The sequence below is a fragment of the Streptosporangium sp. NBC_01810 genome (assembly GCF_035917355.1).
GTDB lineage: Bacteria > Actinomycetota > Actinomycetes > Streptosporangiales > Streptosporangiaceae > Streptosporangium.
In genome coordinates this window covers 7,706,602-7,725,885 of sequence record NZ_CP109070.1, presented here as the reverse complement: position 1 = coordinate 7,725,885, position 19,284 = coordinate 7,706,602, and the positions used below count along the sequence as shown (strand labels likewise).

18 protein-coding genes and 1 pseudogene are annotated in these 19,284 nt (G+C 69.7%); 8 read left to right on the top strand and 11 right to left on the bottom strand.

The annotated features are described in order from the left end of the window. Window positions 1–85: 85 nt before the first annotated feature. The 3 genes from OIE13_RS34990 to OIE13_RS34980 all read right to left on the bottom strand — a co-directional run bounded on the left by OIE13_RS34990 (window position 86) and on the right by OIE13_RS34980 (window position 4,113). On the bottom strand, window positions 86–955 hold the full coding sequence (locus tag OIE13_RS34990; protein WP_326829317.1) for a TatD family hydrolase: 870 nt from the start codon (window positions 953–955) through the stop codon (window positions 86–88). An 85-nt stretch (window positions 956–1,040) separates the two neighbouring features. Beyond that, the gene (gene metG / locus OIE13_RS34985) at window positions 1,041–2,822 is read right to left on the bottom strand and encodes a methionine--tRNA ligase (protein WP_326829316.1); all 1,782 of its coding nucleotides are present in this window, start codon (window positions 2,820–2,822) and stop codon (window positions 1,041–1,043) included. Between the two features lie 10 nt (window positions 2,823–2,832). Then, complete coding sequence (locus tag OIE13_RS34980; protein ID WP_326644938.1) at window positions 2,833–4,113, bottom strand: glycosyltransferase; 1,281 nt, start codon at window positions 4,111–4,113, stop codon at window positions 2,833–2,835. Between the two features lie 101 nt (window positions 4,114–4,214). On the opposite strand from OIE13_RS34980, the gene OIE13_RS34975 reads away from it, so the two are divergent. Then, a complete protein-coding gene (locus tag OIE13_RS34975; protein WP_326829315.1) occupies window positions 4,215–5,834 on the top strand; it encodes a hypothetical protein in 1,620 nt (539 codons plus the stop codon). On the opposite strand, the gene OIE13_RS34970 is transcribed toward OIE13_RS34975, so the two are convergent. Both OIE13_RS34970 and rsmI read right to left on the bottom strand, forming a co-directional pair. Continuing rightward, window positions 5,782–7,311 carry a dolichyl-phosphate-mannose--protein mannosyltransferase gene (locus OIE13_RS34970; RefSeq protein WP_326829314.1) on the bottom strand — a complete coding sequence of 510 codons (1,530 nt, stop codon included), beginning with the start codon at window positions 7,309–7,311 and terminating at the stop codon, window positions 5,782–5,784. The two genes, OIE13_RS34975 and OIE13_RS34970, sit on opposite strands and share 53 nt — an antisense overlap. 54 nt (window positions 7,312–7,365) lie before the next feature. Then, the gene (rsmI, locus tag OIE13_RS34965) at window positions 7,366–8,220 is read right to left on the bottom strand and encodes a 16S rRNA (cytidine(1402)-2'-O)-methyltransferase (RefSeq protein WP_326829313.1); all 855 of its coding nucleotides are present in this window, start codon (window positions 8,218–8,220) and stop codon (window positions 7,366–7,368) included. 97 nt (window positions 8,221–8,317) lie between these two features. On the opposite strand from rsmI, the gene OIE13_RS34960 reads away from it, so the two are divergent. From OIE13_RS34960 to OIE13_RS34950, 3 genes are all read left to right on the top strand, one after another. Then, on the top strand, window positions 8,318–9,934 hold the full coding sequence (locus OIE13_RS34960; RefSeq protein ID WP_442816029.1) for a dolichyl-phosphate-mannose--protein mannosyltransferase: 1,617 nt from the start codon (window positions 8,318–8,320) through the stop codon (window positions 9,932–9,934). Window positions 9,935–10,044: 110 nt separating this feature from the next. Beyond that, window positions 10,045–11,259, top strand: a complete 1,215-nt coding sequence (locus OIE13_RS34955; protein WP_326644946.1) for a hypothetical protein — start codon at window positions 10,045–10,047, stop codon at window positions 11,257–11,259. A 546-nt stretch (window positions 11,260–11,805) separates the two neighbouring features. Next, complete coding sequence (locus OIE13_RS34950) at window positions 11,806–12,375, top strand: TetR/AcrR family transcriptional regulator (protein WP_326644948.1); 570 nt, start codon at window positions 11,806–11,808, stop codon at window positions 12,373–12,375. A 152-nt stretch (window positions 12,376–12,527) separates the two neighbouring features. Here the strand turns inward: OIE13_RS34950 and OIE13_RS34945 are convergent, their stop codons facing one another. Both OIE13_RS34945 and OIE13_RS34940 read right to left on the bottom strand, forming a co-directional pair. Beyond that, window positions 12,528–13,007: a CDP-archaeol synthase gene (locus OIE13_RS34945; RefSeq protein ID WP_326644950.1), complete on the bottom strand. Its 480-nt coding sequence runs from the start codon at window positions 13,005–13,007 to the stop codon at window positions 12,528–12,530. A gap of 171 nt (window positions 13,008–13,178) precedes the next feature. Next, a pseudogene (locus OIE13_RS34940) lies at window positions 13,179–13,439 on the bottom strand (3-oxoacyl-[acyl-carrier-protein] synthase III C-terminal domain-containing protein); the annotation flags it as partial. Window positions 13,440–13,525: 86 nt separating this feature from the next. Here OIE13_RS34940 and OIE13_RS34935 point away from each other — a divergent pair. The 3 genes from OIE13_RS34935 (at window position 13,526) to pgsA (ending at window position 15,953) form a co-directional block, all read left to right on the top strand. Continuing rightward, window positions 13,526–14,029 carry a hypothetical protein gene (locus OIE13_RS34935; RefSeq protein WP_326829312.1) on the top strand — a complete coding sequence of 168 codons (504 nt, stop codon included), beginning with the start codon at window positions 13,526–13,528 and terminating at the stop codon, window positions 14,027–14,029. A 530-nt stretch (window positions 14,030–14,559) separates the two neighbouring features. After that, entirely contained in the window at window positions 14,560–15,348 is a 789-nt protein-coding gene (locus OIE13_RS34930) for a PEP-utilizing enzyme (RefSeq protein ID WP_326829311.1), read from the top strand. Continuing rightward, window positions 15,345–15,953, top strand: coding sequence for a phosphatidylinositol phosphate synthase (gene pgsA / locus OIE13_RS34925; protein WP_326829310.1), 609 nt, complete (start codon window positions 15,345–15,347; stop codon window positions 15,951–15,953). Before OIE13_RS34930 ends, pgsA begins: the two co-directional genes overlap by 4 nt. A gap of 29 nt (window positions 15,954–15,982) precedes the next feature. Here pgsA and OIE13_RS34920 read toward each other — a convergent pair whose 3' ends face one another. From OIE13_RS34920 to OIE13_RS34910, 3 genes are all read right to left on the bottom strand, one after another. Continuing rightward, entirely contained in the window at window positions 15,983–16,657 is a 675-nt protein-coding gene (locus OIE13_RS34920) for an ankyrin repeat domain-containing protein (RefSeq protein WP_326644956.1), read from the bottom strand. Window positions 16,658–16,834: 177 nt separating this feature from the next. After that, window positions 16,835–17,911, bottom strand: coding sequence for an NAD(P)/FAD-dependent oxidoreductase (locus tag OIE13_RS34915; RefSeq protein WP_326829309.1), 1,077 nt, complete (start codon window positions 17,909–17,911; stop codon window positions 16,835–16,837). 158 nt (window positions 17,912–18,069) lie between these two features. Continuing rightward, window positions 18,070–18,447, bottom strand: a complete 378-nt coding sequence (locus tag OIE13_RS34910; protein WP_326829308.1) for a RidA family protein — start codon at window positions 18,445–18,447, stop codon at window positions 18,070–18,072. A 20-nt stretch (window positions 18,448–18,467) separates the two neighbouring features. Here OIE13_RS34910 and OIE13_RS34905 point away from each other — a divergent pair, with 20 nt between their 5' ends. Beyond that, entirely contained in the window at window positions 18,468–18,698 is a 231-nt protein-coding gene (locus OIE13_RS34905) for a winged helix-turn-helix transcriptional regulator (protein ID WP_326644962.1), read from the top strand. A gap of 104 nt (window positions 18,699–18,802) precedes the next feature. On the opposite strand, the gene OIE13_RS34900 is transcribed toward OIE13_RS34905, so the two are convergent. After that, the gene (locus OIE13_RS34900) at window positions 18,803–19,261 is read right to left on the bottom strand and encodes a GbsR/MarR family transcriptional regulator (protein ID WP_326829307.1); all 459 of its coding nucleotides are present in this window, start codon (window positions 19,259–19,261) and stop codon (window positions 18,803–18,805) included. Between the last annotated feature and the right edge of the window lie 23 nt (window positions 19,262–19,284).

Here is a 19,284-nt window from a genome sequence, read left to right as displayed (position 1 = left end):
GGGCTGAGCCCCCTCACGACGCCCCCGCCGTGGGCTGAGCCCCCTCACGACGCCCCGCAGAAGACGTCCCGGTGCCGGAGGCACCTCACCAGGAGCCGAAGACGGTCTCTCCGTTGGCGCTGACGGCGGCGGCGAGGTCGGTGAGGCCGACCTCCTTGACCTCCGCGAGGCAGCGCAGCGTGAGCGGGATGAGGTAGGGCGCGTTGGGTTTGCCCCGGTGCGGCGCGGGCGGGAGGTAGGGCGCGTCGGTCTCGACGAGGATCAGCTCCCTCGGCGCGACCCTCGCGGCCTCTCGGAGGTACCCGGCGTTCTTGTAGGTGACAGGCCCAGAAAATGACATGAAATATCCGGCATCGACGCACTGCTTGGCCATCTCGGCGTCACCGGAGAAGCTGTGAAAGACCACGACCTCCGGGGCGCCCTGCTCGGCCAGCACGCGTAGCACGTCGTCGTGGGCCTCGCGGTCATGGATCACCAGGGCCTTGCCCGTCCGCTTGGCGATCTCGATGTGCGCCCGGAAACTGGCATGCTGGTCGTCCTTCGACGCCCAGTCGCGGTAGTAGTCGAGCCCCGTCTCCCCCACCGCCCTGACATGCGGCAGGCGTGCCAGCAGCTCGATCTCGGCGAGGGTCTCCGGCGTCGAGGCGTGCGCCTCGTTGGGGTGGACGGCCACCCCGGCGTAGACGTCGGCGTGGAGCGCGGCCGTCTCGGCGTTCCAGCGCGAGGACGGCAGGTCGTAGCCGATCGTGACGAGCCGTGTCACACCGACGGCCCGGGCCTCGTCGAGGATGCCCTCGACGCTCGCCCGGGCCGCCTGCGCGGCCTGCGCGGCCTGCGCGACCGGATCGCCCGAGGACGCCTGGCGGTTGCCCACCATGATGTCCAGGTGGCAGTGGCTGTCGAACACCTCTGCCGGCAGGGGCTCGGGGGCGGCGGGAAGCTTCTGCGTGCTCACGCCGTCCAACCTACCGAGGAGCCGGCGTGGCCCGCGCCCGGTGCCGCGCGGACCGGCCCGCTCCCGGGCCGGGGGTCCTTCTCGGCTACTGGCCCAGGCGGGCCAGCTCCTCCTTGACGATCTTCGGGTCGAGCTTGACGAAGAGCGGGGTCGGCGGGGAGAGCGGGGAGCCCACCCGGATCGGGACGGACTCCCAGCGCGCGGCGCCGTCGTAGGAGCCGGTGATGACCGGGTAGCTCCGGCCGTCCTCGTCGGTGACCTCCTGGATCTCCGGCATGCCCGTCCAGACGCCGGTGCCGCCGAGCATCGCGTAGATCTTGTTGGAGGAGTTGGGCAGGACCGGGGTCAGCATGGTCTTGGCGTCGTCCACCACCTGCAGGGCGACGTGCAGGATGGTCTTCACCCGCTCGGGGTTGTCCTTGATCTTCCAGGGCTCCTGCTCGGCCAGGTACCTGTTGGCCTCGCGGATGACCTCGAACGCCTCGTTCGTCGCGTTCTTGAACCGGCAGTTCTCGAGCTCGGTCGCGACCTTCGGGAAGGCCGAGCGGCTGCGCTCCAGCATGGCGCGGTCGACATCGGTGAGGTCACCGGCCTCGGGGATGACCCCGAAGTTCTTGGCGGCCATCGAGATCGATCGGTTCACCAGGTTGCCCCAGGCCGCCACCAACTCGCCGTTGTTGCGGTTGAGGAACTCCGACCAGGTGAAGTCGGTGTCCTGGTTCTCCGGACCCGCCACCGCGATGTAGTAGCGCAGCGCGTCGGCGTCGTAGCGCTCCAGGAAGTCACGCACGTAGATGACGACCTGGCGGGAGGAGGAGAACTTTCGCCCCTCCATGGTCAGGAACTCGCTGGAGACGACCTCGGCGGGCAGGTTCAGCGCGCCGAGCGAGCCCGGCTTGCCGTCGCGGGCGCCCTGGCCGTTGTAGCCGAGCAGCATCGCCGGCCAGATCTCCGCGTGGAAGACGATGTTGTCCTTGCCCATGAAGTAGTAGCCGAGCGCCTCGGGGTCCTGCCACCAGCGGCGCCAGGCCTCCGGGTCGCCGGAACGGCGCGCCCACTCGATGGAGGCGCTGAGGTAGCCCACCACCGCGTCGAACCAGACGTAGAGCCGCTTGTTGGCCTGGTCGCTCCAGCCCTCCAGCGGGATCGGCACGCCCCAGTCGAGGTCGCGGCTGATCGCGCGGGGGTGGATGTCGCCGAGCATGTTGAGGGCGAACTTCAGCACGTTGGGCCGCCAGTCTCCCTCCTTGGAGCGCAGCCACGATGCCAGGACCTCGGCGAACGCGGGCAGGTCGAGCATGAAGTGCTCGGTCTCCACGAAGATCGGCGTCTCGCCGTTGACCTTGCTCACCGGGTTGATCAGCTGGACCGGATCGAGCTGGTTGCCGCAGTTGTCACACTGGTCGCCACGGGCGCCCTGGTAACCGCAGATGGGACAGGTGCCCTCGATGTAGCGGTCGGGCAGGGTGCGCCCGGTGGAGGGCGAGATGGCGCCCATCGTGGTCTGGGGGAAGATATAGCCGTTGGCGTGGAGTCCCTTGAAGATCTCCTGCGCCACCGCGTAGTGGTTCTCCGTCGTGGTCCGGGTGAACAGGTCGTAGGACAGGCCGAGTGCCTGGAGGTCCTCGACGATCACCCTGTTGTAGCGGTCTGCGAGCTCGCGGGCGCTCAGGCCCTCCTTGTCGGCCTGCACCTGGATCGGGGTGCCGTGCTCGTCGGTCCCGCTCACCATGAGAACCATGTTGCCCGCCATCCGCTGGTAGCGGCTGAAGACGTCGGACGGCACGCCGAATCCGGAGACGTGCCCGATGTGGCGAGGGCCGTTGGCGTAGGGCCAGGCGACCGCGGTCAGGATGTGCTGGGACATGGTGCCCAGCCTAAGGGACGCGGCCCTGGGTCTTGGTGCTCTCCCTGTCGCCAGCGGCACGCGCGGCCGCTTCCGCGACCTCGGCGGCGCGGCTGACGGCCTCGGCGGCCTCCTCCGCCGCGGAGGCGGCCACGTCGATGGGCGTCTCCTTGGTACGGCGGATGCCGAGGATGCTGATGAACAGCGCGGCGAAAATCGTCTGGAAGCTCACGATCAGCGCGGTGGCCGAGGGCACGACGAGGCGCAGCGACTCCGAGGGGATCAGCGGGCCGAAGCTACGCGTCTGCCAGTGGACCAGGGAGGCCACCAGGCCGCCCAGGCCGCCCAGGGCCAGCAGCCCGCCGACGACCAGCCCCTTCTCCAGGGAGACGATGTCGACGAGCTTGCGCACCCGCCTGTCCTCCGGCAGGAAGCCCTCCTCTGCCGCGTACACCTTGGTGAACAGCGCGAACAGCACCGCCTGGAAGCCGATCACCACCATGGCGGAGGCACCGACCAGGGTGTCGACGTCGAAGGCGAGCTTTCCGATGTAGACCGGGCCGAAGGTCAGGGCGGCGCCGGCGACCAGACCGAGGGTCATCAGCACCAGGCCGGGGATGAAGAACAGCCAGCGCGGGCTGTAGAGCATCAGGAAGCGCAGGTGGCGCCAGCCGTCGCGCCAGGAGCGCAGGTGCGGCGGGCGGGAGCGGCCGTCGGGCGAGAGCGTGGTGGGCACCTCGCGCACGTCCAGGCCCGACAGGGTCGAGCGGACCACCATCTCACTGGCGAACTCCATGCCGCCGGTCTGCAGGCCGAGCCTGAGGATGGAGTCGCGCCGGAAACCGCGCAGGCCGCAGTGGAAGTCACCGATGGCGCTGGGGAAGAAGAGCCGTCCGATGAAGGAGAGCACCGGATTGCCCAGATAGCGGTGGAGCGGGGGCATGGCGCCCGGCGCGATGCCGCCCTTGAACCGGTTGCCCATCACCAGGTCGGCACCGTCGCGGAGCTGCTCGACGAACGGCAGCAGCGCCGTGAAGTCGTAGGAGTCGTCCGCGTCGCCCATGATGACGTAGCTACCGCGCGCGGCTCGGATGCCGCCGATCAGGGCGTTGCCGTACCCCTTTGCGTCGATGTGCACGACCCGGGCCCCGGCCTCGCGCGCGAGTTGCTGTGAGCCGTCGGTGCTGCCGTTGTCGGCGATCAGCACTTCCCCGTCGATCCCGTGCTCCCGCATGCAGGCGAGTGCCTTGCGTACGCAGGTCTCCACGGTCTCCGCCTCGTTCAGACAAGGCATGACCACGGTCAGTTCCACGTCTCAACCCTTCACTCACGGCACAAGCCAATCCCACCATGATGCCCTCTGAACCCCCTTGCCCGGGTCAACTCCCTGAAACGACTGGCATCCTGTAATGCATGGTGACCGTCGCCGACCGCCCTCCCCTGGACGTGCCTCCGCCCGACCGGGTCACTCGCATGCGGGTCTTCCTGCACCGGCATCGCCTCTTCGTGGCCGCCCTCGCGCTGGCATTCCTGCTGCGTGTGGTCACCATGCTCGGCTACGGCCCGGCCCTGTGGTTCAACGACTCCTACGAGTACGTCTCCGGGGCGGTGAACCCCGAACGGCCCAGCGCGCTGCGCCCGAACGGCTACTCCTTCCTGCTCCTGGCTCTGCGGCCGCTGCACAGCTTCGGCCTGGTGGTCTTCGTACAGCACCTGATGGGCCTGGGCATCGCGGTGCTGATCTACACCCTGCTGCGCGGCAGGTTCGGCCTGCCCGGCTGGGGGGCCACGCTGGCCGCGGTGCCGGTGCTGTTCGACGCCTACCAGCTCCAGCTCGAACACCTGGTCATGTCCGACGCGATGTTCATGCTGCTGGTCGTGGGCGTGATCATGCTGGTGCTCTGGCACCGGCGGATGTCCTGGCGGATCGGCGCGGTGATCGGGCTGCTGCTGGCCCTCACCGCGCTCACCCGGTCGATCGGCCTGCCGATCCTCGCGCTGGTCGTGGTCTACCTGCTGGTCAAGCGCACCGCCTGGAAGACGATCGCGGCGATGGTGACCGCGTGCGCGCTCCCGGTGGTCGGCTACATGGCCTGGTTCGCGTCCGCGCACGGCAACTTCGCGATGACCAACAGCGACGGCGCGATCCTCTACATGCGGACGGCGCTCTTCGCCGACTGCAAGAAGATGCGGATCGACCCTCGTGAGGAGCTGGAGCTGGCGCTGCTGTGCATCAGCGCGCCGCCCGGCCAGCGCGGCTTCTCCGGGCAGAAGTACCTCTGGTGGGCGCAGAACGGCCAGCGCTTCCACGCCTTCGGGGTGGGCAGCACGTTCACCCCCGAGACGAACAAGACGGCCGGCGCGTTCGCCCAGCGGGCCATCCTGTCCCAGCCGCTCGACTATCTGAGCCTGGTGGCCGGCGACTTCTTCCGTGCCTTCCACTGGGACCGGCCGCGCTTTCCGGATTTCAACACCTACCGGCAGTACGAGTTCCTTCCGGAGAACAAGATCCTCCCGGCCTGGACGTCGTACCGGGGCAGTACCGACACCGACGCGCAGAAGTACGATCCGGGCCTGCGGACCGCGCCGATCCAGGGCAAGCTGCGCGTGATCGGTACCGACGTGCACGACCCGTGGGCCGGTTTCATGCAGGGCTACCAGCGGATCGTCCGGCTGCCCGGCCTCGTGATCGGCGTGCTGCTGCTGATCGGCCTGGCCGGGGTGGCGGTGCGCTTGCGCAAACTGGGCGGCCCCGTGCTCCTGCCGTGGCTGGCCGCCTTGGGCCTCATCCTGGCTCCGGCCGCGACCGCCGAGTTCGACTACCGCTACCTGCTGCCCGCGGTGCCGCTGGCGTGCCTGGCGGCCGCGATCTCGCTGCGCCACGGGCTCTCCCGGCCCGCCGCGCCTGTCGCACCTGTCACATCCGTCACGTCTGTCGCATCCGCCGCGCCTGTCACATCCGTCACGCCTGTCACACCCGTCACACCCAGCTCCGGAACAGCATCCGCGACCACCACTGGGAGTGTGGGATGACCTCGGCCACCAGCACCGGGTAGAGCCACCAGAGGTTGACCAGTGCCAGCAGGGTGAAGGCCCCGACGACCGCGGCCCCGAGCGCCCTGCGGTTGGGCGCGGCGTCCGCCCGCCCGATGATCAGCCCGGCGGCCATGGTCAGTGCGAGGATCATGAACGGGACCATCGTGATCGCGTAGAAGAGGTACATGGTCCGGTTGTCGGCGAGGGCGTAGTAGAACCAGGGGAGCCAGCCCGCGGCGTAGCCGAGGAGCACGGCTCCGGCGCGCCAGTCGCGGGTGGCGACGTACCAGGCGACCATGGCGATGAGGGCGGCCAGCCCCCCGTACCAGATGACCGGGGTGCCGACCCCGAGCACCGCCTCGGCGCAGCTGTCGGCACCGCATCCGGTCTTGTCGGACGGGTAGTGGAACGCCACCGGGCGCGAAAGGACGGGCCAGGTCCAGGGGGCGGACTGGTAGGTGTGCCCCTCACTCAGCCCGGTGTGGTAGCCGAGCACCTGGAAGTGGTAGCTCAGCCAGGAACGGAACGAGTCGAAGACGAAGAACCCGGGGCCCTGCGAGGTCGCCTGCGCCCAGTTGCGGCCCCAGCCGAGCGGCGAGGCGAACCAGCCGGCCCAGGAGGCGATGTAGGTGATCGCGGGCAGCAGGCCCAGCGCCAGCACGACGCCGGTCAGGTCCTGGCCGACCGCCCCCAGGTACGGCCTGCGCAGGCCGATCGCCCTGCGGGCTCCGGCGTCCCAGACCAGGGACATGACCGCGAAGGCGATGAGGAAGAAGATCCCCGACCACTTGACCGCGCAGGCCGCGCCCAGGCACAGCCCGGCCGCGATCCGCCACGGCCGCAGCCCCAGCCAGGGGCCGTGATCACTGAGCGGTGAGGTCTCGTACCAGTCGACGAGTTTCCCGCGCGCCCGGTCACGGTCGGCGACCAGGCAGGCGAACCCGGCCAGCACCCAGAACATCAGGAAGATGTCCAGCAGCGCGGTCCGCGACAGCACCAGGTGGAGCCCGTCCAGCGCGAGCAGCAGCCCGGCCAGGCAGCCCAGCAGGGTCGAGCGGGTCATCCGGCGGGCCACCCTGGCCAGGATCAGGATCGACAGCACGCCGACCACCGCCCCGGCGAACCTCCAGCCGTACGGGGTCATGCCGAAGATCTGCTCGCCCAGGCCGATCATCCACTTGCCCAGCGGCGGGTGGGCCACGTAGAGCGGGCAGGGATCGGCCTCCGGCGGGGTGCACTTGACCAGGAAGTCGGTGTTCCCCTGCATGATCATTCTGTCGGCGACGGGATCCTCCACGCTGCCGAGCGAGGCCCGCTCCACCCCGTGGTTGATCAGTGCCCAGGCGTCCTTGGCGTAGTACGTCTCGTCGAACACGACGGCACGCGGCCGTCCGAGGTCGACGAAGCGCAGGATCCCTCCGAAGGCCGCGACCAGCAACGGCCCCAGCCAACCCCAGGCGATATTTCCCGGCATGGGCGGCAAGAGACGATCCCGTGTTGATCCCATTCAGGGAATTATGGTGATAAATCAACCCCGATGGACAGCGTCATAAAGATCCCGTTTGGGGATTCCCGCAGCCTTCGCCACATCCACGATCGCCTGCTTCCTCGGCACCCCCGTCTCCTCGCGGCGCGCGACCTCGTCCACCAGGTCCCCGATCACCGGCGGCAGGGCCGGCCCGGCGTACCCGGCGACCACGACGGTGATCTCCCCCTTGACGCCCTCGGCCGCCCACTCGGCCAGCTCGCCGAGACCACCCCGCCGCACCTCCTCGTAGGTCTTGGTGAGCTCACGGCAGACCGCCGCCCGGCGGTCGGCGCCGAACGCCTCCGCCATCGCCGCCAGCGCGGCGCCGAGCCGGTGCGGCGCCTCGAAGAACACCATCGTGCGCTCCTCCTCGGCCAGGGCCGAGAGCCTGCGGGAGCGCTCCCCGGACTTGCGCGGCGGGAAGCCCTCGAAGCAGAACCGGTCGCTGGGCAGCCCCGAGACGGCCAGCGCCGTGGTCACCGCCGACGGTCCCGGCAGCGAGGTGACCGCGATCCCGGCCTCGACCGCCAGATGGGTCAACCGGTAGCCGGGGTCGGAGACGCCCGGCATGCCGGCGTCGGTGATGACCAGCACCGTCTTGCCTTCCTGGAGCGCCGCCAGGAGCTCGGCGGCCCGTCCGGCCTCGTTGGCGTCGTAGTAGGAGACGACCCGGCCGCCGATCTCCGCGCCCAGCTCACCGGCCAAGCGGCGTAGCCGCCGGGTGTCCTCCGCCGCGACCACGTCCGCGCTCTCCAGTGCCAGCCGCAGCCGGGGCGAGGCGTCGCCCACCTGCCCGATCGGAGCCCCTGCCAGCACAAGCCTGCCGTTGTCCGTCACCGTTCCATCCTCCCGCATCTCGGATGGCCCTCGGCGTGGGGAGAAGTTCGCCATTTAGTCCCGTAGTGAGGTGTTTCCTGGGCTGGGCGCGGTAAGGGGACCGTACGATGTCCGGGTGGCCGTGACCGACTTCACCAACCAGGCGCCAGAGCAGCCGGAGCCCCAGCCGGGCGACGGGCCCTCGGGTTCCGCTCGTGACCGTCTGGTGCCGCCGATGCCCGGCAACCCCCTGTGGGGCTGGCTGGGCCCGCTGCTGGTCACGGTGTTCGGGGCGATCCTGCGCTTCACGAACCTCGGTCACCCCCACGCGGTCATGTTCGACGAGACGTACTACGCCAAGGACGCCTGGGCGCTGATCAACTTCGGCGCCGAGCACAACGTCGTCAAGGACGCCGACAAGATCCTGATGCGGGGCGGCACCGAGATCTGGCAGCAGTGCGCGCCCGCGGAGATCGACAAGTGCGCCTCCTACGTGGTCCACCCGCCGCTGGGCAAGTGGATGATCGGCCTGGGCGAGCAGATCTTCGGCATGACCCCGTACGGCTGGAGGTTCGCCGGGGCGGTGGTCGGCGTGCTGTCGATCCTGATCCTGGCCAGGGTGGCCCGCCGGATGACCCGCTCGACCCTGCTGGGCTGCCTGGCCGGGCTGCTGCTGTCGGTCGAGGGCCTGCACTACGTGCTGTCGCGGACCGCGCTGCTGGACATCTTCCTGATGTTCTGGGTGCTGGCCGGGTTCGCCTGCCTGGTCGCCGACCGTGACCGGGCGCGCGGGAAACTCGTCGACTGGTACGAGACCTCGCCGCTCAGTGATCACGGCCCCTGGCTGGGGCTGCGGCCGTGGCGGATCGCGGCCGGGCTGTGCCTGGGCGCGGCCTGCGCGGTCAAGTGGTCGGGGATCTTCTTCCTCATCGCCTTCGCGGTCATGTCCCTGGTCTGGGACGCCGGAGCCCGCAGGGCGATCGGCCTGCGCAGGCCGTACGGAGGGGTCTTCGGCAAGGATCTGCCGAGCGCCCTGCCCGCGCTGGTCCTGCTGCCCGCGATCACTTACATCGCCTCCTGGGCCGGCTGGTTCGCCTCCGCCGACGGCTGGGGCCGCAACTGGGCGCAGGCGACCTCGCAGGGCCCGGTGTTCTTCGTCTTCGACTCGTTCCGCTCCTGGCTGAGCTACCACTTCCAGGTGCTGAGCTTCCACACCGGACTGGCGACCCCGCACAACTACCAGTCAGATCCCTGGTCCTGGCCGCTGCTGCTCCGCCCCGTGGCGTTCTTCTACGAGAGCCCCAAGGGCGCCTGCGGCACCGACAGCTGCTCGCAGGCGGTGCTGGGCGTCGGTACCCCGGTCATCTGGTACGGCGGCCTGGCCGCCCTCATCGCCATGGTCGCCTGGTACGTCGCCACCCGCGACTGGCGCGCCGGAGCCGTGCTCCTCGCCTACGCCGCGGGCTGGCTCCCCTGGTTCTACTGGGCGATCGCCGACAACCGGACCATGTTCCTGTTCTACGCGATCCCCATGGTCCCGTTCATGATCCTCGCGATCGTGCTCGCGGCCGGAATGATCATCGGTCCGTCCGGCGCCCTGCCCGGGCGGCGGATGGCCGGCGCCGCGATCGTGGGGGCCTTCGCCCTGCTGGCACTGGTCAACTTCTGGTGGCTGTACCCGGTGCTCACCGCCGAGATCATCCCCTACGCCGAGTGGAGTTCACGAATGCTTTTCAAGAAAGGCTGGATCTGACAGCTCGCATATGAGCCACTTAGAAGACATTTCCTAGGGTAGGCGCCGTGCAGGATCCATTACGTCACGTCCATCGTCAGAGGAGGCCCGCATACGGCAGACTTCGAGGCATGCCTGCACCGGACGTGGCCGCACTCCTGTCGGAGCTGGAGCGTTCCGAGCCCGCCTCCGCCGAGCACGCGCGCAGCGCGATCGACTGGCTGACCGGCGGCGAACCGCTGGAGACGATCACTGAGCTCAACGTGTGCGAGTTCCTCTGGTACACGCTGCCCTCCAAGGTCACCGGAGACCGCACCGTGATCGCCCACGCGCTGGGCCGGCTGCTGCTGCTGGGCGGTCTGGAGCGTTACGCCGCCCTCTGCTCCTCCCCCACGACCGCCCACATCCTGCGTACCTACGCCCGCCTGGGCGAGGACGCGGGAATGGCCGCCTACCAGAGCGCCCTGGACGCCACGGGCGTGCTCCCGCCCGACGTCCCCGAGCTGCGGTGGAGCTCGATCATGGGCCCCGAGGAGCTGGGCGCGCACGGCGCCTGCTCGGCCGCGCTGGAGCTGGCCATCGTCTCGGGAAAGCTCGCCCCCGACTCCGCCGAACGGCAGACGCTCACCAGCCACTGGCTCACCGCGCCCCGCCCGGAGCTGGGCGGCGACAACTGGCTCCACCGGGTCCAGGGCGAGCGGCTCAACCGCTGGGTCCTCGGCCGGGGCACCGCCTGGCGCGAGCTCGCCCAGCCCTTCGAGGTGCGCCTGCACGCCCCCATCCCGGCCCCGGACGAGGCCCACCTGGGAGCGCTTCGCTGGCTGCTGACCGTGGGACGCCGCCCAGGGGGCATCCCGCTGACCCAGCGGCACAACCTCGCCCGTTCGGTGCTCGCGGAGAGCACCTGGAGCGGCGCGGAGCTGGCGGCGGTCCGCGAGGTGGCCCAGGAATACATGGGCGCACTGCGCCAGAGTGGCAGGCGCCTGGTGACCACTCCGGCGGGTGAGCGCCTGCTCGGCGACGCCGACCTGCTCTGGGAGACCGCCGCCGCCGCACTGCTCGCCCCCGCCTCGGGGGAGAGCGGCTTCCGGGCCTCGGCCAGGGAGGTGGCGCTGATGCTGCTCGCCGACGGCGCCCCCGCCGACCGCGACCAGGTCACCGCGGTGATCGACTGCGCGGAGTGGCAGACCGTGGAGGTCGACGCCTCGCTCACCGAGCTGGGCAGGCGCCTGGACGCCTTCGGCCTGCGCGTCGACGGCCGCCTCACCCCTGCCGGCCGGGCGGCCGCCCTGGCCGCCCTGCGCAGCCATGCCCTCCGCCCCCGCCAGTACGTCAACATGGCCTGACTCCCCTCCGTGGCCCGGCTCCGTGATCCGGCTCCGCGGCCCGATTCCGTGATCCGGCTCCGCGGCCCGATTCCGTGATCCGGCTCCGTAGCCCGATTCCGCCGCGAAAATTTCTCACTTCTTCGCCATGAAGTCTCATCCGGCGGCTGGGAGAAATCGGTCGGAGAGCCGAAAAGCAGGATCAGCCGGTCGGCGTCGAGGTATGTGGTGATGCCGCTGATCAGCCCCTCGAACACCTGGAGGAGGATCAGCCCGAAGGGCGTGTGGACACCGTCGGGGCCAGGCCGCATCTGCCAGAACGCCGGCAAGCCGTTCGCCGCGGCCGGAACGAGGCGTGCGCCCGCACAGGACGCGTCCGGGTCCAGCAGCGCCTGCCTGATCTGCTCACGGCCGCGAAGCCACCAGAGGACGAACAGGTCGAGCAGGATGGCGAATCCGCAGGCGATGGGGGTGAGCACGATCTACTTCAATTTCTAGCGCCGCTAGATATTAGCGTGACGATAAAATAGTTTCGACAGCAGTGCTAGCGACACTAGGATCACGGCCATGTCGATTCAGGTGCGCCGGGCACGCGAGCGGGCAGAGCGGGAGCGGTTGATCGTCACGACCGCGCGAAAACTGGCCGAATCCGAAGGCTGGGACGCGGTGACCACGCGGCGGCTCGCCGAGGAGATCGAGTACAGCCAGCCGGTCCTCTACAGCCACTTCAAGGGCAAGGACGCCATCATGGCGGCGGTCGCGGTGGAGGGCTTCGCCGACCTCGCCGCCGAACTGTGCGCGGCCCGTACGTCGGCGACCGACCCCCGGCAGGCCCTCGCCGCCGTCGGCGCAGCGTACGCCGCGTTCGCCGAGCGGCGGCCCGCGCTGTACGACGCGATGTTCACCCACACCGTCGACCTGCCGTTCGCCACCCCCGAAGCACCGCCCGCCCTGCAGGCAGCCTTTGGCGGGCTGCGCGAGGCCGTGCGGCCTCTGGTACGAGACGACGACCTGGAGACGCTCACCGAGACCATCTGGAGCGGGCTGCACGGGCTCCTCATGCTCATGCGCAGCGGCAGGCTCCGGCGTGAGGATCACGAGCGGAGGCTGGCACTGCTGCTCAGCCGCTTCTCTTGACATCCTCCACCCGCCTGCGGCAAAGGCCGGGTTCAACCGGTCAACCCGATCCGGCGACCCACCAAAGTGATCGCCTGGTGCAGCACGAACACCCAGCCGAAGGAGAGCGCCACCAGTGGCCATTCGGGCGCCGGCCAGAGCAGCAGCAGGGGTCAGAGCGTTACCAAGGCGTCCACCTGGTCCACGACATGCAGTAATGCTCTCCACCGTCGAGGGCCGGGTCGCCCCGGCGGCACATCCAGTTGACGCTTGACAAAGGAGTTGATCAACTCACCGGATGTCGCCCCCAGACTTAGCGTCGCCCCCAGTGGCAGGACGATGTCGGCGCGGTAGTCAATGAGCGCGATGTCACCGGCCCGGCCACCGACAGCGGCCTGTGCCGCCACTCCCACGACGCAGCCCACCAAGCCGCACAGCACCCCGAGCCAGGTCTTGTTCGCGCCGAAGAGGCGCCGCCCCCGTATGGTCAGACCCCCGTCGACCGGCCGCCGAAGCCACCGCACGGAATCGAACCGAAGCGCGACGCCGAGCACCACCATGCCGACGGCGAGCGGAGCGAACAGGTAGAGCGCCTGGGCGCTGTACAGGTAAAAACAGTGCAGGCCACAGCTGTTCACCGCAAAGCTGTCCAAGTGGCCCACCTTGGTCAAGTCCGGCCCTCGCTCCCGCGCTCATCGTGTTCCGGCCCACATCGCTCGTCGCCATCCTGTCGACCAGGAGGGTCTCGTCACGCCGAGTCCCGCTCTCCTCGCCACCGCGGCACCTCACCACCGCGGCACCTCGCCACCTCGCCACCGCGGCGTTCAGAACCAGTACAGCGCGGCGCCCACCTGAATGCCCGCGCCCGCCCCCAGCACCAGTCCCACGTCGCCGGGCCGGGCCAATCCCCGCTTCTGTGCCTCGTGGAAGCCGTACGGCAGTGAGGAGGTGCAGAGATCAAGGCCGCCGGCGCAGGTGTCCACAACCCGTTCCGGTGACACGCCCAGCGCGACTCCCAGCCGCCGAAGGAACTCGGGCGAGCGCTGTGGCGCCAGCACGACGCCGAGCCGACCCGAGTCGATGCCCTCGCGGGCGAGTACTTCCTCAGGCCCGCCCGATCACCCGAAGGACGGACCACGCCACGGCCGCGCCGGGGTCCGTCCCGCCACTCGTGCCAGGTGACGACAACTGGCCGGTCCAAGGCACCGACCGGTCGCACGACTTTGACGTCTGGACCCGTGCCAACGTCGGCGAGCTGTGGCCCGACCCGGTAAGCCCGCTGGTCGCCTCGGTGGCTCCCGAGATCATCACCAACGCGGTGCGCCACTCCTTCAGGTCGCTCCACGCGCCGTTCTTGGACGAGATCAGCTGGGCCCGGCGCATCTACGGGCGCATTTACTACAACGAGGGCGCGCTCGTGCACCTTCTGGAGCACGAACTCGGCCTGCCGCCCGCGCTCATGGATCGGGGCCGCGGCAACAGCGAGTTCACCGGGTCAAGGGACGGCCGGGTACGCCCATGGCGGCTGCTGCGCCACCTGCCGACGCTGGCCCGGCCGGCGACCCGGCAGCGCGGCACCGCTCGCGAGCTCCGCGCGCTGATTCCGCGCATCGACCGCTGGGCCGCCGAGTTCGATGTGCGCGACCACGACGGCCGGACCGACGCCGAACTCTAGTCGGCGGCCCAACTCTGGCTGACCCGGACCAGCGACGCGATGAAGCTGCAAAACGACATGAGCGGGGTGTCCCTCACCGCGATCGCCATGCTGGAGCGGCTGACGACCCGCTGGTTCGACCGCCCCGAGATGACGTACTGGCTGATCGGAGGGCTGTCCGGAATCAGGTCGGCCGAGCTCGGCGCCGCGCTGTCCCGGATCGCGCATGCGGTTCACGAAGCCCGGCTCGTCCAGGAGATACTCGGCACGGACGCCGTGACCGCGCTGTCCCGGCTGCGGGAGCTGCCCGCTCCGAGCCGGTCCTGCGGCTGCTCGACGAGTTCCTGGACGAACACGGCTACCGGTGCGCCAACGAGGCCGAATGGCTCTATCCGCGCTGGCGTGACGCGCCGGAACTCGTCATCGAGCTACTCGCCGGCTATCTGCCCCCGGGCGAGGACGACCTCGCCACGAGCACGGCGATCCAGCGCCGGCACCGGGTGGAGGCGGTCGCCTGGGCAAACGCTCACCTCGGCCCGATCCGCCGGCGGATGTTCCACTCCGTACTACTCCGGGCACACGATGCCATCCGGCTCCGTGACAACGGGAAGGACTCGGCGATCAAGGCGTCCTACCCTGCTCGCCAGATCGCCGTCCGCTTCGGCCAACGCTGGACCGGACACGGCTGGCTGGCAGCCGTGAACGACGTGTTCTTCCTCACCCTGGACGACATCATCCGGGTGATCCAGCATGGTTCACCCGCGGCGGCCGGCCTGAACCTCATCGACCTGGTTCGCCTGCGGCGCCAGACGTTCACCGCTTGGTTCGACGTCGAGGCTCCTGATGTCGTCAGCGCCGACGGGACCCCGCTCAGCCCTTCTCCCGCCGCGCCAGACGCTTCTCCGGGGGCCGTGCCAGGCGCTTCTCCCGCCACGCCAGGCGCTTCTCCGGGTGCCATGCCGGCACAAGGCCGCCCCCTCACCGGTATCGCCGGCAGCGTACGGGGCACCGCCCGCGTCGTCTTGGATCCACGGGCGGCGGCCCGGATACGGCGCGGTGAGATCCTGGTGACCCGATCCACCGACGTCGGCTGGACCGCCGTCTTCCCGCTACTGGGCGGCCTGATCACCGAGATCGGCGGACAGCTTTCGCACGCGGCCATCCTGGCCCGCGAGTACGGCCTGCCCGCCGTGGTCAACGTGTACGGCGCGACCAAGGTGATCAAGGACGGGCAGCAGGTGAGCATCGACGGACTGACCGGCCGGATACACCTTCTTGGAGACGTACCGGCCGCGAGCTACGACGCTCCGGACGTTCCAGGTTCGAAGGAAAGCCGTTGAGGGCGGCCGAAGTGATCACCTGGACCCGCTCCGCCGCCGCCCGGCTACTGCTCAATGCGGGTGTGTCGGCCAACGCGATGACGGTGCTCGGCCTGCTCGGCACGGTAGCCGGGGCGGTCGGCTTCGCCGCCCGCGGCCAGTTGCTCATCGCCACCGCCATCGTGACGGCCGGCTCGCTGTGCGACGCACTGGACGGGATGATGGCCCGCCTGAGCGGCGGCGGCACCCGATTCGGGGCACTACTCGACTCGGCGTCGGACCGGATCGGCGACGGTGTCATCTTTACCTCACTGGCCTTCTGGCCGGCCGGTAGCGGAAGGCCCCGTGCCGCCGCCGCCCTGTGCTGCCTGGTCGCCGCCTACCTCGTCTCATACGTCCGGGCCCGAGCCGAGGGTCTCGGCGTGTCGGGAGAAATCGGGATCGCACACCGGTACCTAAGACTCAAGATCGCAGGAGTAGGCGCCCTGCTCGGCGGTCTGGGGCTGATCTGGGCCCTGGAGGTCACCCTCTGGGTGCTCACCGCGCTCTCCACGATCACTGTGGCGCAGCGTTTCGTCCATGCCCAACGGCAGTTCCACACATCGCATTCGATGCACGAAGGATGATCAATAGCACCTCGACCCGCAAAAACGGGTTATCGTGCTCCGGCGGCGCGGAGGATGACGGCGATCTCACTCTGACCGCTGTCGAGTGCGTGCTGGAGCGGGGTCGTGCCCTCCTTGTCGGCCAGGTTCACGTCGGCCCCTCCCGCGATGAGCAGACCCACGATCTCCTGGTACGGCGCGGAGCCGTCGCCGAGAATGACCGCCTCCAGCAGTCCGGTCCAGCCCAGGTCGTTGACGTGGTTGACGTTGATACCCGTCTTGAGCACCTCGCGCACGTAGTCCACATGACCGCGCTCACATGCCGGGATCAGCGAGACCCCGCCGTACCGGTTCCTGATGGTCAGGTCCGGCTTGGCCGGGAGCAGCGCATGAAGCATGGCCACGCCGCCGGTCACCCCTGTCACCAGCCAGGGCGTGTCGTGCTGAAAATCCAGCGCGTTCGGATCCGCGCCCGCAGCCACCAGGACCCTGGCGACCTCCACATGGTCGGCCGCCGCGGCGAGCAGCAGGGCGGTACGGCGCTGCGGGTCCCGGGCCTCGATGTCGGCCCCGTTCGCGATCGCCTCGCGGACCTTGGCCACGTCGCCTTGGGCGGCGGCGGTCAGCAACTGTTCGTTGAGCACAGCAAATCCCTTCATGCCGGAGGGACCGCACCCGGTGAGGGCCACGGCGAGCCCGGCGAGCAGGAAACCACGGCGGTCCACGGTCACATCCTTCCAGCGCTGCCAAGGGTGTCAGCCGAACTGCCCGGCGACGGCCTTGAGGTCGGCTTCGGCGACGGCCTCGTCGATGTCGCGCCGCCCACGACGGCGAAACCGGCGAGGGCACCGGCGACGGTCCGGGCGCGTGTGGACAGGTGGCTCAGGTGGCCGGCGCCAGGGTCAGCCGAACAGGATCCGCGCCGCCAGGGCACGACCGGCACGACCGCGTAGCACGGTCACCGCCGCCTCTGCCGCAGTGGGGGATCGAATGCCGGCGAACACGCGGCGCAGCAACAGCCGGCCTCGGAACCGGGCCCGCAACACGTCCCCGTCGTACCGGCTCAGCATGCGCTGGTCGCCGGTACGCAGGTACCCGGCGGTGACCGCCGCGGCCAGTTCGGACATGCGTAAGCAGGGGTCCAGCCCACCGGCCGTCAGCGGCGACACCGCGCCCGCCGCGTCTCCGACGAGCAGTCCGGCGGGGCACGCCAACCGTCGCAGCAGACCGCCGACCGGGATCGGACCACCTCGGCGCTCGATCGGCCCGGCCGGCGCCACGCGGCCGGGCGCATCCGCGGCGAAGGCGTCCAGCAGGTGGCGGATGCCGGTGCGCATCGCGTCCGGATATCCCGCGACGCCGACATGCGCATGCCGGCCGTCGTCGATGACCCATCCCAGATACCCCGGAGCGACCCGGGGGTCCAGCACACAGTGGAACACCGGGTCGGTCGTGCCCGACGCGACCGGGTGGACGATCTCGGCACCGACGAGGAAGCGCCGGTTGACATCAAGACCGAGATCACGGGCCACCCGGGAGCGGGCGCCGTCCGCGCCGACGATGAACCGGGCCGTCACCGGTTCCGCACCCGCGAACCGCACAAAACCCATCGACGCGTCGACATACCGTACGCCCAGGAGGACCCGTGCTCCGGCCGACTCCGCCGCGCGGTGCGCGTGCTCGTAGACGGCCGCCATGTCGGCCACGCGGTACTCGTCCCGGTCGCTGGTGAGCCGGATCGGTGCCCGCCGCGACGGCGGATACAGCAGCACATCCCGGACACCTGGCCCGAGCAGGTGGTCCGGCAGGTCGAAGTCATCGAGGGTGCGGCGCACGAAGATCCCTGTCGTGCGGATGCCCGTCGACAGCGACCTACGACGGTCGACCACCATCACGTTCAGTTCCCGTCGCGCGAGCAGACGGGCTGTGCGCAGGCCGGCCAGGCCCGCACCCACGACCAGTACATCCACTGTCTGCATACCTTGCGACGGTAGGGGCGATGCCCCGTCCGTGCGACGGTTTGCACGCTACCTGCCCCATACCTCCACACCGTCGCCACACTCGAGACCGGCGAACCAGTTCGAGACACCGTTCGAGGCCCGAGGTCAAGAACAAGCTCAGGGCGAGGGTCACCTGTTCAGTCGAGGATCGCGGTGGCTTCGACCTCGACCAGATGGTCGGGGACGTCCAGTGCCGCAACGCCCAGCAGCGTGCCCGGCGGCACCGGGGTGATCCCCAGCTTCGTGGCCGCCCGAGTGACCCCCTCCAGGAACAGGGGCATCTTGTCGGGGGTCCAGTCGACGACGTAGACGGTCAGTTTCGCCACGTCGTCGAAGGAACCACCGACCTCGGCCAGGGCGGTGCCGATGTTGAGGTGGCACTGCTCGACCTGAGCGGCGAGATCGCCTTCGCCGACCGTGACCCCATCGGCATCCCAGGCGACCTGCCCGGCGATGAAGACCAGCTTCGACCCGGTCGCGATCGACACCTGCCGGTAGACATCGATTTCCGGCAATCCGCTGGGGTTCACCAGGGGTGCGGAATGAGATCGAGGGCATCAGCCACAAGATGCTCACCCAGAACCTGCGCATGCTGGAGCGCAACGGCCTGGCCGAGCGGAACGTGTACCCCACCGTGCCGCCGCGGGTCGAGTACACCCTCACCGAGCCGGGCCAAGCCCTACGAGAGACGGTCCACAGAATGTGCGACTGGACCCACCAGTACCTCGGTCACATCGAGGCCTCCCGCCGCCGCTTCGACGCCTGACGGGTGCCCGGAGGATACCAATCTCGTCTTGGGACAGATCAAGGCCGCGGACAGCCGCCGCGAGTTCGGGGAACAGAGTCGGATCGTCCCCGTGACAGCCGCCGCTAGTGCGTCCCGCGCCACTTGTCATGCAGCATAGGGATCTCCCGGTGCATGAACAGGTAGAAGTCGCGGAGCTCGGTCATGGTGTGCCCGGCGTGGGTCTGCGGTCCGCCGAGCGCCTCGATGCCCTCGTCGACCATGTCGGCGAGGGTCTTGTAGAGGCCGACCTTGGTCAGCGCGACCTCCCACCAGCTGTCGTGGAGCAGCCGGTAGACGTCGCGCCGGGATCCGGGCACCGGATCCCGGGCGACCATCCCCAGCTGGATGAGGTAGCGGACCGCGCCGGAGATGGCGGCCGGGCTGACGTCGAGGCGTTCGGCCAGGTCGGGGGCGCTCAGCGTGTCCTCTTCCGCGACCGACAACGTCACCAGGACCCGGCCCGCCATCGGCGGGAAGCCCCAGTCGGCCAGCATCCGGCTGAGCCGCTCGACGAACTGGCGCACCGCTTCCTCGTCCCTCATCCTGCCCCTCTCACCCCGCGTCA